This is a genomic window from Mycobacterium sp. NGS22 (assembly GCF_059813095.1).
On sequence record NZ_JCALDY010000003.1, the window covers coordinates 19,430 to 34,097 of the forward strand.

At 67.9% G+C, this 14,668-nt stretch carries 14 protein-coding genes; 8 read left to right on the forward strand and 6 right to left on the reverse strand.

The window, feature by feature from the left end; translation table 11 throughout:
- Window positions 1-49: 49 nt before the first annotated feature.
- Window positions 50-280 carry a microaggregate-binding protein 1 gene (mbp1, locus tag AC5Y47_RS03310; RefSeq protein ID WP_499941960.1) on the reverse strand — a complete coding sequence of 77 codons (231 nt, stop codon included), beginning with the start codon at window positions 278-280 and terminating at the stop codon, window positions 50-52.
- A 608-nt stretch (window positions 281-888) separates the two neighbouring features.
- On the opposite strand from mbp1, the gene AC5Y47_RS03315 reads away from it, so the two are divergent.
- Window positions 889-1,608: an Rv1815 family serine proteinase gene (locus tag AC5Y47_RS03315; protein WP_499941962.1), complete on the forward strand. Its 720-nt coding sequence runs from the start codon at window positions 889-891 to the stop codon at window positions 1,606-1,608.
- Between the two features lie 20 nt (window positions 1,609-1,628).
- Here AC5Y47_RS03315 and AC5Y47_RS03320 read toward each other — a convergent pair whose 3' ends face one another.
- Complete coding sequence (locus AC5Y47_RS03320; RefSeq protein ID WP_499941964.1) at window positions 1,629-2,981, reverse strand: TIGR01777 family oxidoreductase; 1,353 nt, start codon at window positions 2,979-2,981, stop codon at window positions 1,629-1,631.
- A gap of 60 nt (window positions 2,982-3,041) precedes the next feature.
- On the opposite strand from AC5Y47_RS03320, the gene AC5Y47_RS03325 reads away from it, so the two are divergent.
- Window positions 3,042-4,019, forward strand: a complete 978-nt coding sequence (locus AC5Y47_RS03325) for an SDR family NAD(P)-dependent oxidoreductase (protein WP_499942344.1) — start codon at window positions 3,042-3,044, stop codon at window positions 4,017-4,019.
- A 61-nt stretch (window positions 4,020-4,080) separates the two neighbouring features.
- On the opposite strand, the gene AC5Y47_RS03330 is transcribed toward AC5Y47_RS03325, so the two are convergent.
- The 3 genes from AC5Y47_RS03330 to AC5Y47_RS03340 form a co-directional block, all read right to left on the reverse strand.
- Complete coding sequence (locus tag AC5Y47_RS03330) at window positions 4,081-5,325, reverse strand: glycosyltransferase family 4 protein (RefSeq protein ID WP_499941966.1); 1,245 nt, start codon at window positions 5,323-5,325, stop codon at window positions 4,081-4,083.
- A 94-nt stretch (window positions 5,326-5,419) separates the two neighbouring features.
- On the reverse strand, window positions 5,420-6,970 hold the full coding sequence (locus AC5Y47_RS03335; RefSeq protein ID WP_499942346.1) for a 1,4-alpha-glucan branching protein domain-containing protein: 1,551 nt from the start codon (window positions 6,968-6,970) through the stop codon (window positions 5,420-5,422).
- Between the two features lie 26 nt (window positions 6,971-6,996).
- Window positions 6,997-7,806, reverse strand: coding sequence for a class I SAM-dependent methyltransferase (locus AC5Y47_RS03340; RefSeq protein WP_499941968.1), 810 nt, complete (start codon window positions 7,804-7,806; stop codon window positions 6,997-6,999).
- 200 nt (window positions 7,807-8,006) lie between these two features.
- Between AC5Y47_RS03340 and AC5Y47_RS03345 the strand changes: the two genes are divergently transcribed.
- From AC5Y47_RS03345 to mnmA, 6 genes are all read left to right on the forward strand, one after another.
- Window positions 8,007-8,798 carry an electron transfer flavoprotein subunit beta/FixA family protein gene (locus tag AC5Y47_RS03345; protein WP_499941970.1) on the forward strand — a complete coding sequence of 264 codons (792 nt, stop codon included), beginning with the start codon at window positions 8,007-8,009 and terminating at the stop codon, window positions 8,796-8,798.
- A 33-nt stretch (window positions 8,799-8,831) separates the two neighbouring features.
- Window positions 8,832-9,788 carry an electron transfer flavoprotein subunit alpha/FixB family protein gene (locus tag AC5Y47_RS03350; RefSeq protein WP_499941971.1) on the forward strand — a complete coding sequence of 319 codons (957 nt, stop codon included), beginning with the start codon at window positions 8,832-8,834 and terminating at the stop codon, window positions 9,786-9,788.
- Window positions 9,789-9,936: 148 nt separating this feature from the next.
- Window positions 9,937-10,776, forward strand: a complete 840-nt coding sequence (locus tag AC5Y47_RS03355; RefSeq protein WP_499941973.1) for a GNAT family N-acetyltransferase — start codon at window positions 9,937-9,939, stop codon at window positions 10,774-10,776.
- Window positions 10,773-11,621 (forward strand): lysophospholipid acyltransferase family protein, encoded by an 849-nt coding sequence (locus tag AC5Y47_RS03360; protein WP_499941974.1) that lies wholly within the window; start codon window positions 10,773-10,775, stop codon window positions 11,619-11,621. Before AC5Y47_RS03355 ends, AC5Y47_RS03360 begins: the two co-directional genes overlap by 4 nt.
- 136 nt (window positions 11,622-11,757) lie before the next feature.
- On the forward strand, window positions 11,758-12,936 hold the full coding sequence (locus AC5Y47_RS03365; RefSeq protein WP_499941976.1) for a cysteine desulfurase family protein: 1,179 nt from the start codon (window positions 11,758-11,760) through the stop codon (window positions 12,934-12,936).
- Window positions 12,936-14,009, forward strand: coding sequence for a tRNA 2-thiouridine(34) synthase MnmA (mnmA, locus tag AC5Y47_RS03370; RefSeq protein WP_499941978.1), 1,074 nt, complete (start codon window positions 12,936-12,938; stop codon window positions 14,007-14,009). The genes AC5Y47_RS03365 and mnmA overlap by 1 nt, the downstream gene beginning before the upstream one ends.
- Window positions 14,010-14,072: 63 nt before the next feature.
- Here the strand turns inward: mnmA and AC5Y47_RS03375 are convergent, their stop codons facing one another.
- The gene (locus AC5Y47_RS03375; RefSeq protein WP_499942347.1) at window positions 14,073-14,663 is read right to left on the reverse strand and encodes a sensor domain-containing protein; all 591 of its coding nucleotides are present in this window, start codon (window positions 14,661-14,663) and stop codon (window positions 14,073-14,075) included.
- Window positions 14,664-14,668 lie beyond the last annotated feature (5 nt).

Here is a 14,668-nt window from a genome sequence, read left to right on the forward strand (position 1 = left end):
GCACGACAAAAGACCCAGCCGCTTGGCTGGGTCTTTTGCGTTGATCGTGCTACTGGTTGGCCTTTTGCCGGCTTTCCGCGGCCTTGGCGCCGCCGCGTGCGCTTTCGGCAGCGGCTTCCTTCTTGGCCGCTTCGCGCTGAGCATCAGCCTTGTCCTGCTGAGCCTTGGCCTCCTTGGCGAGCCTCTCGTTACCGAAGACCAAGCCGATGACCTGCTTGATCAGGCCCTTGACGCCCTCGACGACGCCACTGAAAGCTTCCATCGGTCCACTCTTAGCCATGTCCACCCCTCGGTGTTTTCGGGTACATACTGCGCGGCACTTACCGCGTTGGAAGAAGAGTTCCCGATGCCGCCGTCGAGCAACCACGGCAAACAGGTCGATGCTTGATGCGGACACCGCTACAAGGCCGTGAGCAGTCTGAACGCAGTTGCGAAGTGACCGAAATCTCAGTATCGGCAACGTGCCTGCGAGCGACTGGCGGTGTTTCGACCGGCTTGGTGAGGGTATAGGGGTGTCTGTGAACTCAACCTTGCGCCGCATCCGAAGCGGGGAGCAACAAGTGGTGCGTCTGCAGCGGCGCCTGTGGCTGGCGCAGCTGCTGTTCTGGCCCACCACCCTCGTCGTCGCGATTGCGACGGTTGCAACGGCATGGTCGCTGTGGCAGCGCAGAGCTAGGCAGGGCCGTCCGAGTGACCAAGCGCCGCCGAACACCCCTGTCGAGGTACCCGACCGAGTCGACCCATCATCCGGTGTCGGGCAACTGAACTGACCCGAAAAGCATTGTTTGGTCCGGTTGCGAGCGGGTAACCGCGGCTCATCGGACGGCAGCTGCGCTGAGAGAAACTCTCCGCGAAGCCGCCACTGAACGAATTCGGGTTGGTGGCCCAATGGGATTGGCAAGACGCACTGGCGGGTTTGCAATCGCAATCTTTTTGGCGCTGTGCACTTTTCAGTCACCGGTCACCGCAGCGGGCGACCCAGGGGTGACCGTGCACCCGGGTATGCAGGTTCGCCAAGGTGACAGTGCCTGCGTGATCGGGTTCGTCGAGCCTCAGCTGCGCATCGCGTTGACCGGCGTGCAGTGCGACGACACCCCGCTGGTCACCGACACCCGCGGCCAGCTGGTAGGCACCGTCGTCCTGGTCCGCCGCAACTCGGTCCGACCCGCCGACGGATCGTCCGGGCCGCAGTTCAAAGTCATCAAGCTCGCCGATCAGGCGACCGCCAGCGAGCTGCTACCCGGTGGACGTCGACTGCAGGCGACGCCGCAGCTACGGGCCCAACCGGGCTTACCGGTCTGCCTTTTCGGAACATCGACCGGACAGTCCTGCGGGCATGTCGCCAACCTGGCCGAAAACGGTTTCGACATAAGCGATGTCAAAGCGGACCGGCGCGATCTCGGTGGGCCCGTCTACACGCTGACCGACAACCACGCGGTGATCGTGGGGTTGCTCGGGGGCATGGCCGGGTCGGCGCCGCAGGTGGAGTCGTGGCAAGCGATCATGCGACAGCTCTATCTGGAAAGCCGTGCGCCGGACTCGACCGAGTCGACTGTCGGCGTGCGCATGATCGGTCGTGCGACGCAGTCCAGTGTCGTGGTCCGCTGACGCCCGCCGTGGCCTTCGGCTCAAGAACGTCCCAGCAGATGCCGCAACGCGGCATCGAGGCCGGGCTGACGAAATGCGTGACCGGCCTGAAGTAGGCGGGTGGGGGTCACCCGTTGGCTGGCCAGCGCGAGTTCGCGGGCCCCCTGGGCGCCGAGCAGTACCCGGGGACCTAGCGGCGGCACCGGTAACAGTGCGGGCCGGTGCAACACCTCGGCAAGGGTGCGGGTGTATTCCTCGTTTTGAACCGGTTGTGGCGCAACAGCGTTCACCGCGCCGGACAGACCCGTGTCCCAGAGCGAGCGGTGGTAGATGTCGACCAGATCGTCGATACCGATCCAGGACAGCCATTGCCGACCGTTCCCGAGCCGGCCGCCCAGTCCGGCGCTGAACAACGGTCGCATCAATCGCAACGTGCCGCCGCGCGGTGATTGCACGATGCCGGTGCGGACGAGCACCACCCGCGCGCCGTCCTGCTCGGCGGACTTTGTGGCGTTCTCCCAGTCGGCGACCACATCGGCCAGGAACCCGTCGCCGCGCTCACTGTCCTCGGTGAGGAACTCGTCACCGCGGTCGTAGCCGTAATAGCCGATCGCCGAGGCCGAAATCAGCACCTTCGGACCGTCGGTGGTGCGCGCCATCAGCTCCGCCAACCGGCGTGTCGGCCCGATCCTGCTGTCGTAGACGGCTTTTCGGTGCTTCGCGGAGAACCTTCCGGCGATCGAAGCGCCGGCCAGGTGGATGACGGCGTCCACCCCGGTCAACAGGTCCGCATCGGGTTCTTCGGGGTCCCACCGTCGCTCGCCGGGACCTTGTGCACTGCCGCGGACCAGCCGAATGACGCGATGGCCACCGGTGCTGAGCAACGCCGCCAACGCGGTGCCGACCAACCCGGACGCGCCGGTGACGGCCACAGTCACCGAGCCCAGATTCTGCTCGGCCGCCCGCGCGTGGGCGGCGAGGTCGTCGGCCAACTGGCGGTGCCGGTAGACGAACATCGAACGCAACAGCGAGGCCGGGACCGGGGTGTCCACCGTGTCGACAACCCGGGTCGCGGACGCGTCGACCTCTTCGAAGTCATGGGTGTGCCGCCACCGCCCGATGATCCGCGGCGGCAACGAGGCGGGGCCGTCGCTGGTCAACTCATCGACGAAACGTCTTGGCGGATCGTAGGAATCACCCCGGTGCTGGGCGATCCACCGCAGCCCGCCGGGCAGGCCGAGGATGGCGCGCCCGTCCTCGACCGAGTCGGCCTCGGCGATCAGCCGCATCGGCGACCAGGGCGGCGAAAGTCGGGTGAACGCACCGGGTCGGGTGTGCCAGGCGAACACCTCGTCGCGCGGCACGTTGATCACACTCGAATAAGTGAGGCCCATCTCACGAAGCTACCCGGGAGTTTGCCGGTATGAGGAAGCCGTTTGCGGGAACAGAACTGCATGGACGTTCTCGGTGGTGTGCGGGGCATGTTGGACACCGCCATGGACCGGACGGTCGTCCCGGGATACACCAATGTCGGGTACCGCCTGCGCAACCTGCATTGGGCGGACGACCCTCAGCCGCAGGCGCTGCGGGGGCGGACCGCGTTGGTGACCGGAGCGAATCGCGGTATCGGCAAGGCAATCTCGTCGGGTCTGGCGGCGCTGGGCGCCACCGTCTTGCTGACCGTGCGCGACCGAGAACGCGGTGAGCGGGCCCGCGCCGAAATCCTCGAGGACCATCCCGGGGCCGACATCGCGGTCGAGGTGTGCGACGTGTCCGACCTGACGGCGGTGCACGCCTTTGCCGCCAAACTGGTTGAGCGCGGCTCTGCGCTGGATGTGCTGATCCACAATGCCGGGGTGCTGCCCGCGACGCGCACCGAAACCTCCGATGGGCACGAGCTCACCCTGGCAACCCATGTGCTGGGCCCGGTGCTGCTCACCGAGTGCCTGGGTCCGGCGCTTGCTGCGTCCGGTGACCCGCGGGTGATCCTGATGTCCTCGGGCGGGATGTACACCCAGCCGCTGGCCGCCGATGACCCCGAATACCTGCACGGCAGATACCGCGGTGCGATCGCATATGCCCGGACCAAGCGGATGCAGGTCGCGCTCACTCCCATCCTGGCTCGGCGGTGGGCCGGAATCCGTGTCTACGCAATGCATCCCGGCTGGGCCGACACTCCCGGAGTGGCCGAGGCGCTACCGGGTTTCCGACGGGTCACCGGCCCGCTGCTGAGGTCACCGCAGCAGGGCGCCGATACGGCCGTGTGGCTGGCAGCGACCCGGCCGGCACCGCCGACCGGACGCTTCTGGCATGACCGGCGGTCCCGGCCGCAGCACTATCTGCTGGCGACCCGCTATCCGGACGGCGCGCGAGAACGGTTGTGGGACTACTGCTCTGAAGCCATCGGCTTGCGGGCGAAAGAAGCGGGATAGCCGGCACCGAGACTGGATCCTGGCAGGCCGGCAGATTTTGAATCTCGGCGGTCGGCCAGCGCTACCGATCCGGCAGAGCGTGCTCGACGATGGGTAACCGGGGCTGCGGTTGTCGTTCGGCACGCTTGGCAGCCATGTAGACCTGGGCGGTCCGGGTGGCCACGGTCTGCCAATCGAAGTCGGAAGTGAGGCGTTCGCGCGCGGCGCGGGCACGTCGTTGCGCGGCGGCGGGATCGTCGAGCACGGTGCGCACCGCCGTGGCCAGTCCGGCAACGTCGCGGGGCGGACACGACACCCCCGTGACACCGTCGATCACCGCTTCACCCAACCCGCCGATATTCGACGTCACCAACGGGGTGCCGGCCGCCGCCGCCTCCAGCGCAGCCAGCCCGAACGGTTCGTAGTGGCTGGGCAGCACCGCCGCGTCGGCGCGATGTAACAGCTCCATCAGCTCGGTGTGCTCGCAGTGCCCGGCGAAGTGGACGGGCTTGCGCACCTTGTACTTTCGAGTCTGCTCGACCAGCCAGTCCTGCTGGGTGCCGTCCCCGGCGATGGTCAGCGTGGTACCGGGGTGGGTACGTCTGATCCGGGGCAGCGCGGCAATGGCGTCGTGCACACCCTTTTCGTATTCCAGGCGTCCGACGTAGAGCAGTTCGGCCGGACCGGTGCGCGGGCGCCGCGCGGCGAACGGCCAACGCGCCGCGTCGATCCCGTTGGGGATGACCGAGATCTCAGCCAGCCCGGGCCCGAACAGTTCGGTGATCTCCTCACTCATCGACGCCGAACAGGTGATGAGCGAATCGGATTCGCGCACCAGCCAGGACTCCACGGCATGCACCTGGCGGCTGATGGATCCGCTGACCCAGCCGGAGTGCCGACCCGCTTCGGTCGCATGCATCGTGGAAACGACTGGCACGTCATAGAATTGGGCGAGTGCGATGGCCGGGTGCGCCACCAGCCAGTCGTGCGCGTGCACCACGTCGGGACGCCAGGGGCGGTCGGTGCCGTATCGCTTCAGCGACAGCCCGGCGCGGACCATGGCGTGGCCCATCGCCAGCGTCCAGGCCATCATGTCGGTGCTGAAGCTGAACTCGTGTGGGTCGTGTGCGGCGGCGATCACCCGCACACCCTCGCTGATCTCGTCCGAGGACGGGTGGGTGCTGGGATCGGTGCCGGTGGGTCGGCGGGACAAGACGACGACCTCGTGGCCCGCGGCGGCCAGCGTCGTCGACAGGTGATGGACGTGCCGGCCCAGGCCGCCGATCACCACCGGCGGGTACTCCCACGAGATCATCAGGATCTTCATGCGAAGCGTCCGTCCCGGCGCGAGCGTCCGGAAAATGACACCTGAAGCGGCGTGTCGCCGTACATATGGGGCCGCTCGCGCGGCCGGTGGGAGCTCATCGCGGCAGCCTGCGGGCGTCCAGCGCGCCGAAGAGGCCGTCGGCGAGGTTCCAGCCGTCGGCCAGGCGCTGCGCGGCGTCCCGACGTCCCGACGCCAGCGCCCCGGCGATCTCCCGGGTGGCGTGGGCATGCAGGTGGGCGCGGTAGCGGGCGTAGTCGGCGGCGGAGTCCTTGCTGACCATGAACGGCCAGTCGCTGGACACGGTCAGCAGCGTCTCCCGCAGGATCTGGTCTGCTACCTGATCGCGAGGGATCGGCCCGTCCAGCGACGCTGTCTGCGCCAGCGCCTTGTCCACCGTGGTCAGGGCGGTGTCGACGACCTCGGCGTTGAGCTGGACCAGATCGGCCACCTGCTCGCCGTTCCACACCTGCCAGTCTTTGCCGGAACCCCAAGAGCTGGGCGGTAATTCGACCGGCCCGCCGACGAATCCATCGTTGATGGCGTCGCGCAGCGTGCCCACCCGCACACCGGCGTCCGGCAACGCGCGCAGCACCCGCGCCAACCAGGTCGGGCCCTCGTACCACCAGTGACCGAACAACTCGGTGTCGAAGGCGGCGATGACGTGGGCGGGCCGGCCGATGCGCTGCGACTCGGTCTGCAACCGGTTGCGCACCACGTCGACGAAGTCGGCGACGTGGCCGTCCACGGCGCGGTCGGCGCGCTCCGGGTCGTAGGGCGCCTTGTCCTGCGAGCCGACGTGACGGCCGGTGACCCGGGCCGGTTTGAGGCCGGTGAGGTGGTCGTAGGTGTGGAAATCGCGGTACGCGGCGTGGCCCGGGTAGCCGGACTTGGGCGACCAGACCCGGTAGCTGACCTGCAGATCCCGGCCGAAAGCCACCACGTCGCTGTGCCCGACCGGACGGCCCAGCGCGGTGTCGCCGTGCAGCGACGGCCCGTCGACCATGAAATGACTGACCCCGGCGGCCGCATAGTCGTCTTCCATGCCCGGGGCGTAGGCGCATTCGGGCGCCCAGATCCCGGTCGGGTTGTGCTGCAGTCGCAGTCGCGCGTCGGCCAGGCCTTCGCGCAGCGCGAACTCGCGCAGTCGTGGCGCCAGCAGCGGCTGGAACGGGTGGGCCAGCGGACCGCCGAGCAGCTCCACCGTGCCGGCATCGATCAGGCCGCGCAGCAGCGGGCTGCCCCCGTGCCGCCACAGTGACGCAAAATCCTCCAGAGCCTGGTCGGCCTCCGCTGACTCGCGAATACCGAAGGCGCGCAACGCTTCTGGCGTGCACGACTGGTAGTTGGCCGACTTAGACGCCGGGATGGTCCGCACGCTGGCGGCCTCGGCCGCGCGCAGCTGCCAGTTGGCCAGCCAGTGGTACATCCCGTCCAGGCAGTACGGGTCGTCGAGCTGTGCGTTGACCACCGGCGTCATACCGAGCGTGATCAGGCCGCGACGGTCCTCGTCGGCCAGTGCGCGCAGCACCCGGAACAGCGGCAGGTAGGCCGCCGACCACGACTGGTAGAGCCACTCCTCGCCGACCGGCCAACGCCCGTGGTGCGCCAACCACGGCAGGTGGGTGTGCAGCACCAGGGTGAACATGCCCGGCACCCGGTGCTGCGGCCCCGTCAAGGGCGCACCGCGATTGCGATCAGGTCCAGGCTTGCGTCGATGTCGCGTTGCTGTCGGTCGACGAGCTCGAAGTCAGTTGTCGCTACGGCGGCGACGTCGGCCACCAGCTCGGGGGACCAGGGGGCGTCGGCCACCGCCCGCTCGATCTGCGCGTCGATGATGGATCCGCCGTGACGTGCATCCATCTCGAGCAGCCGCGGGCCATGAAACAGGCCCAGCAGAGCCACCTCTTCGAACCCGCCGTCCATGAGCAACTCGGTGAGCTCGTCGGCGTTGAGTTCGCGGGTGTGGAAAGGGTTGACCGGGGTGTCGCGGCCGGGGGAGAAGGTGATCCGGTTCGGCGTCGACATCATCAGCAGTCCGGATGGCTGCAGCACCCGCGCGCACTCGCGCACGAACTGGCCCTGGTCCCACAGATGCTCGATGACCTGAAAATTGACCACGACATCAACCGAATCGTCGGGTAGCGGCAACTCGGTCAGGTTGGCCTGCAGCACCTCGACCCGGGGGTAGCGAGTGCGGACGTGGGCCACCGCGGCCTCGTCGTAATCCACCGCCACCACCCGCCGGGCGACACGTGCGATCAAATCCGCACCGTAACCTTCGCCACATCCCGCTTCCAGGACGTCGCGGCCGGCGCAACGCGGTGCCAGCCGCTCGTAGACCACCTCGTGGCGACGGAACCAATAGTTCTCAATGTCCAGGTCGGGGATGGTTCGCTCGCCGGTCAGGGTCAACACGGCGTCCAGCGCCGCCGGGTCGTCGGCGTGCGTCTGCGGGGGTCCGCCGGGGACGAATGCGCTCATTGCTAAGGCAGGCTAATGCCTAGCAGCCGATTCGCGAACCATGTACCGGATCCAGGCGAAAGAATGCCCAGCACTACCCGCTATGGTGTTTGAGCAGACCGCAAAAAGTTACCGCCGAGTAACATGCCTGTGCGGTCGCAATAACGCAAAGTCCTGCAGTCGACCGCTGCGGACTCCTTCTAGGAGGACAAACCACACTCATGACGAACATCGTGGTCCTGATCAAGCAGGTCCCAGACACCTGGTCGGAGCGCAAGCTGTCCGACAGCGATTACACGCTGGACCGCGAGGCCGCCGACGCGGTCCTGGACGAGATCAACGAGCGTGCCGTGGAAGAAGCCCTGCAGATCCGCGAGCGCGAGGGCGGCGAAGGAACGGTGACCGTGCTGACCGCCGGTCCCGAACGCGCCACCGAAGCGATCCGCAAGGCGTTGTCCATGGGCGCCGACAAGGCCGTCCACCTCAAGGACGACGGCCTCAAGGGATCCTGCGTCGTGCAGACCGCGTGGGCGCTGGCCCGTGCGCTGGGCACCATCGAAGGCACCGAGCTGGTGATCGCCGGCAACGAAGCCACCGACGGCACCGGTGGTGCGGTGCCCGCCGTCATCGCCGAGTACCTGGGTCTGCCGCAGCTCACCCACGTGCGCAAGCTGTCCGTCGAGGACGGCAAGGTGACCGCCGAGCGCGAGACCGACGACGGCGTGTTCGCCCTCGAGGCCACACTGCCGGCAGTGGTGAGCGTCAACGAGAAGATCAACGAACCCCGCTTCCCGTCCTTCAAAGGCATCATGGCCGCCAAGAAGAAGGAAGTCACCGTGCTGACGCTGGGCGAGATCGGCGTCGAGGGTGACGAGGTAGGCCTGGAGAACGCCGGGTCGACCGTGCTGTCCTCGACCCCGAAGCCGCCGAAAACCGCCGGCGAGAAGGTCACCGACGAGGGCGAGGGCGGCAACGAGATCGTCAAGTACCTGGTCGGTCAGAAGATCATCTGAGCACTTCGAAGAGACGAGAGAGCGAAATAACTCATGGCTGAAGTATTGGTGCTTGTCGAGCAAGCCGAGGGTGCGCTGAAGAAGGTCACCTCCGAATTGATCACCGCCGCACGTGCATTGGGCGAGCCGGCCGCCGTCGTCATCGGTGCGCCCGGCACGGCCGAGCCGCTCATCGAGGGACTGAAGTCCGCCGGTGCGGCCAAGATCTACGTTGCCGAGTCCGATGTGGTCGACAACTACCTGATCACCCCCTATGTCGACGTGCTGGCTGCGCTGGCCGAGTCCTCGGCGCCGGCCGCGGTGCTGGTGTCCAGCAATGCCGATGGCAAGGAGATCGCCGGACGGCTCGCGGCGCGGATCGGGTCGGGTCTGCTGGTCGACGTGGTGGGCGTGCAGGAGGGTGGCAAGGGGGTGCACTCGATCTTCGGTGGCGCCTACACCGTCAAGTCGCAGGCCAACGGTGACACTCCGGTGATCTCGGTGCGCGCCGGTTCCATCGACGCCGAGCCGTCCGACGGCGCCGGTGAAGTGGTGAACGTCGACGTGCCCGAACCCGCCGAGAACGCCACCAAGATCACCTCACGCGAGCCCGCGGTGGCCGGCGACCGGCCCGAACTCACCGAGGCCAGCGTGGTGGTGTCCGGTGGCCGCGGTGTCGGCAGCGAAGAGAACTTCAAGGTCGTCGAGGAGCTGGCCGACTCGCTGGGTGCTGCCGTGGGTGCTTCGCGCGCCGCGGTCGACTCCGGCTACTACCCGGGCCAGTTCCAGGTGGGCCAGACCGGCAAGACGGTCTCGCCGCAGCTGTACATCGCCCTGGGCATCTCCGGCGCCATCCAGCACCGGGCCGGCATGCAGACGTCCAAGACCATCGTCGCGGTGAACAAGGACGAAGAGGCGCCGATTTTCGAGATCGCCGACTACGGCGTCGTGGGCGACCTGTTCAAGGTGGCTCCGCAGCTGACCGAGGGGATCAAGGCCCGCAAAGGCTGAGTTTGTCTGCGCGAGCAGACGTAATAGCCCCCATTTCCTGCGGAAATGAGGGGCTTTTGCGTCTGCTCGGCCAACTGGTCACCTGGCGTGCACCGACATGTCAGGGCGTTGATGCCGATTAGCTGACCGGCTGCGCCACGTTGGGGGCATGAGCATCGCTTCTGTCCTCATACCCAGCGACAAACCGCGTGGTCCCTCGACACAGTCGTCCGTTGGACCGCACTACTCCCTGCTGCTCTCCAGCGACGCCGCCCTGATCGAGGCCGCCCAGCGGCTGCGCTACGACGTATTCAGCGGCACACCCGGATTCACCCTGCCTTCGAACGGCGATGGCCGCGACACCGACCGCTTCGACGAGTACTGCGACCACCTGCTGGTCCGCGACGACGACACCGGGCAGCTGGTGGGTTGCTACCCTATGCTGCCGCCGGCCGGTGCGATCGCGGCCGGGGGACTATACACCGCAACGGAATTCGACGTTCGCGCCTTCGACCCGCTGCGGCCTTCGCTGGTCGAGATGGGCCGTGCCGCGGTGCGCGACGGTCACCGCAACGGCGCGGTAGTGCTGCTGATGTGGGCAGGCATTCTGGCCTACCTGGATCGCTTCGACTACGACCACGTGACCGGCTGCGTGTCGGTGCCGGTCCAAACCGACGGCGACGCACCCGGTAGCCAGCTGCGCGGCATACGCGACTTCGTGCTGCAGCGCCACGCCGCCGGCCGGCGGGTCCGGCCCTACCGGCCGGTGCGCGTCGACGGCAGAGGCCTCGACGACATCGCGCCACCGGCGCGGCCGTCGGTCCCGCCGTTGCTGCGGGGTTACCTGCGCCTTGGTGCGCGGGTTTGCGGGGAACCCGCCCACGACCCCGACTTCGGTGTCGGGGATTTCTGCGTGCTGTTGAGCAAGAGCGACGCTGATACCCGCTATCTCAAGCGTCTGCGCTCGGTTTCGGCCGTCGCGCAGATCGGCAGTGAGACCGGCAGGTGACCGGATTGGCCGGCCACGCCTGGTTGCCGCGCACATCGTGCGACGTCAGCTGTACGGGTCCAGACGGCGCGGTTGCGCTGCGGTCGACCCGAGTGCTGCTGCGGGTCATGCTACGGCTCACGTTGCTGATCCTCCTGGCCCCCGGGCTAACGCTGCTCGCAATGCCGCTGCCCGGCCGGACCCAGCTCCAGCGCACCTACTGCCGGTTGGCGCTGCGCAGCCTCGGGGTGCGAATCATCGTGTCAGGCAACCCCATTCGTAATCTGCGCGGGGTGCTGGTGGTCAGCAGTCACATGTCCTGGCTGGACATCTTCGCCGTCGGCGCCGTCCTGCCCGGATCGTTCGTCGCCCGTGCCGACATGTTCACCGGACCGGCGACCGGGCTGGTGGCACGCCTGCTGCGAATCATCCCGATCGAACGGACGAGTCTGCGACGCCTGCCCGCAGTGGTGGACGCCGTCGCGCGCCGGTTACGCGCCGGCCACACGGTGGTGGCGTTCCCGGAGGGCACCACCTGGTGCGGTCTGGCCTACGGGAACTTCTACCCGGCAATGTTCCAGGCCGCGATCGACGCCGCCCGGCCGGTGCAGCCGCTGCGGCTGACCTATCACCACGTCGACGGCAGCGTGTCGACGGCGCCGGCCTACGTCGGCGGGGACACGTTGCTGCGCTCGGTGTCCCGCGTGGTCCGGGTGCGCCGCACCGTGGCCAAGGTGCACGTCGAGTCCCTGATGTTGCCGGGTTCGGACCGTCGGGAGTTGGCCAGTCGGTGCCAGACCGCCGTGCGGATGGGGAAGCCGTCGACGGGGCACTTGACGGGTCACGCATTCGAGCTGACCGCATAACCCTGGTCTGAGAACCAGGCGTCGTGCCCGTGACCTGTCACAGTGGCCACAACTGTTCCGTGCGGTGGCGCATTCGTGTCGGCCCAGTTTCCGGGCTGCATCGTCGCTCGAGGGTGCCGGTATCGTAAAGCGGGTCATGGTCTACCTCGATCACGCTGCCACCACCCCGATGCACCCCGCTGCCATCGAGGCGATGACGGCCGTCCTGGGCACCGTCGGCAACGCGGCATCCCTGCACACCACGGGTCGCGCGGCACGTCGTCGGGTCGAGGAGTCCCGGGAATTGATCGCCGACAAGCTGGGCGCGCGTCCGTCGGAGGTGTTGTTCACCGCAGGCGGCACCGAAAGCGACAACCTGGCGGTCAAGGGCATCTACTGGGCCCGCCGCGACGCCGAACCGACCCGGCGGCGCATCGTCACCACCCAGGTCGAACACCACGCGGTGCTGGACTCGGTGAACTGGCTCGTCGAGCACGAAGGTGCCGAGGTGAGTTGGTTGCCCACCGCGTCCGACGGCTCGGTGTCCGCGGCCGACCTGCGCGAGGTGCTGGCGGCCCACGACGACGTGGCGCTGGTATCGGTGATGTGGGCCAACAACGAAGTCGGCACCGTGATGCCGGTCGCCGAGCTGGCCGCGGTGGCCGCGGAGTTCGGTGTTCCCATGCACAGCGACGGCGTGCAGGCGATCGGTCAGCTGCCGGTGGACTTCGCGGCGAGCAACTTGTCGGCGATGAGCGTGGCCGCGCACAAGTTCGGCGGCCCGCCGGGGATCGGTGCGCTGCTGCTGCGCCGCGACGCGGCTTGTGTGCCGCTGTTGCACGGCGGCGGGCAGGAACGCGATATCCGTTCCGGCACACCGTACGTCGCCGGTACCGTTGGCATGGCCACAGCCGCTCGACTGGCCGTCGACGGGTTGGACGCCAACAGCGCCAGGCTGCGCGGCTTGCGTGACCGCCTGGTCGACGGTGTGCTCACCGAAATCGACGATGTCCACCTCAACGGCGCTCGTGGCCCGTTACGGCTTCCGGGCAACGCGCACTTCACTTTTCGCGGTTGCGAAGGCGACGCATTGTTGATGTTGTTGGACGCCAACGGGATCGAGTGCTCGACCGGGTCGGCTTGTACCGCCGGTGTCGCGCAGCCGTCACATGTGCTGCTGGCGATGGGTGCCGATCCCGCCAGCGCGCGCGGATCGTTGCGACTGTCGTTGGGGCACAGCAGCGTCGACGCCGACGTCGACTCGGCGTTGCAGGTGCTGCCCGCCGCCGTGGCGCGAGCGCGACGCGCCGCCCTTGCCGCAGCGGGGCTTTCGTAGTGAAGGTCCTGGCCGCGATGAGCGGCGGTGTCGATTCCTCGGTCGCCGCCGCCCGCATGGTCGATGCCGGACACGACGTGGTCGGTGTGCATCTGGCACTGTCGACCGCCCCGGGCACACTGCGCACCGGTTCCCGAGGATGCTGCTCGAAAGAAGACGCCGCGGATGCGCGGCGGGTAGCCGACGTCCTCGGAATACCGTTCTATGTCTGGGATTTCGCGGAGAAGTTCAAAGCAGACGTGATCGACGATTTCGTGTCGTCCTATGCGCGCGGGGAAACCCCGAACCCGTGCGTGCGCTGCAATCAGCAGATCAAGTTCTCCGCCCTGTCGGCGCGCGCGCTGGCACTGGGCTTCGACACGGTGGTCACCGGCCACTACGCCCGGCTCTGCGACGGACGGCTGCGCCGCGCCGTCGACCGCGGCAAGGATCAGTCCTACGTGCTGGCCGTGCTGAGCGCCGCCCAGTTACGCCACGCCGCTTTCCCGATCGGGGACACCGCCAAGGAGCAGATCCGCGCGGAGGCGGCCCGGCGCGGCCTGGCGGTCGCCGACAAACCGGACAGCCACGACATCTGCTTTATCCCCTCGGGGAATACCCAGGCGTTCCTGGGCGCTCACATCGGCGTTCGTCCGGGCAGCGTGGTGGACCAGGACGGCGCGGTACTGGCCGAACACGACGGCGTCCACGGCTTCACCATCGGCCAGCGCAAGGGATTGGGTATCCCCGGGCCCGGGCCAGACGGTCGACCGCGTTACGTGACGGCGATCGATGCCGATACCGCGACCGTGCACGTCGGCGACCTGGCCGACCTCGACGTGCACGCCCTGACCGGCCGGCAGCCGATCTTCACCGCCGGTGCGGCGCCGTCCGGGCCGATCGAGTGCGAAGTCCAGGTTCGTGCGCACGGCGAAACCACCAGTGCGATAGCCGAATTGGTCGGCGACGAGCTCTCCGTGCAGTTGCGCTCCCCGCTGCGGGGCGTGGCGCGCGGTCAGACGCTGGTGCTCTACCGCGCCGACCCCGAGGGTGACGAGGTACTCGGCAGCGCGACCATCGCGGCCGCTGTCTGATACCGGAAGCTTCTCAGCGAGTCGCCGCGGGGTCTGAGTGCGGCATAGTGACGAGTTGTGTTGTCACTGCGGCACGTTGGCGGCCATGTTCGTCATCACGATCTCCGATACGGACTCGGTGAATCCGCAGAATGTGACTTCCAGCAGCGCCACCGACAACACCCGATAGTCGCGGCCGCAGTTGCCCGGTCGCATGCGCAGCGAGTCCGCGTCGGCCTCCCAGTCGCTGACCAGCAGCCAGCCCATCGAGCTGGTTGCGCACGCGTTGACCGTCGCCACCAGTGCGTCGAACGCGCTTCGGGCGGTTGCGGTGTCGTGGTAGCTCGCCGCGCCTTCGGAAATCAACCGGCCGTCGGGCGGGTCCTGAAAGGTCGTCTTGTGGAACGCCTTGACGTCAGGGCCGAACGTGGCGGTCTCGGCGAACACGAAGCGGCATTCCCGCGGCGCCGTCGACGCGAGGCTGTCGACGTCCACCGGGTACCTGCCGTCCATCGACGGAATGATGGTCAGATGCTCACCGGCGCCGGTGATCGCGCGCATCCGTGACTGGTCCAGCAGCAGCGTGCCGGCGTCGAGCACGCCGAGCGGGAGGGCGCCGAAAGCCGGGAGCGCTTCGCCGTCGATTACCCGGGTGCACGCCGCCGTCATCAACATCGCTA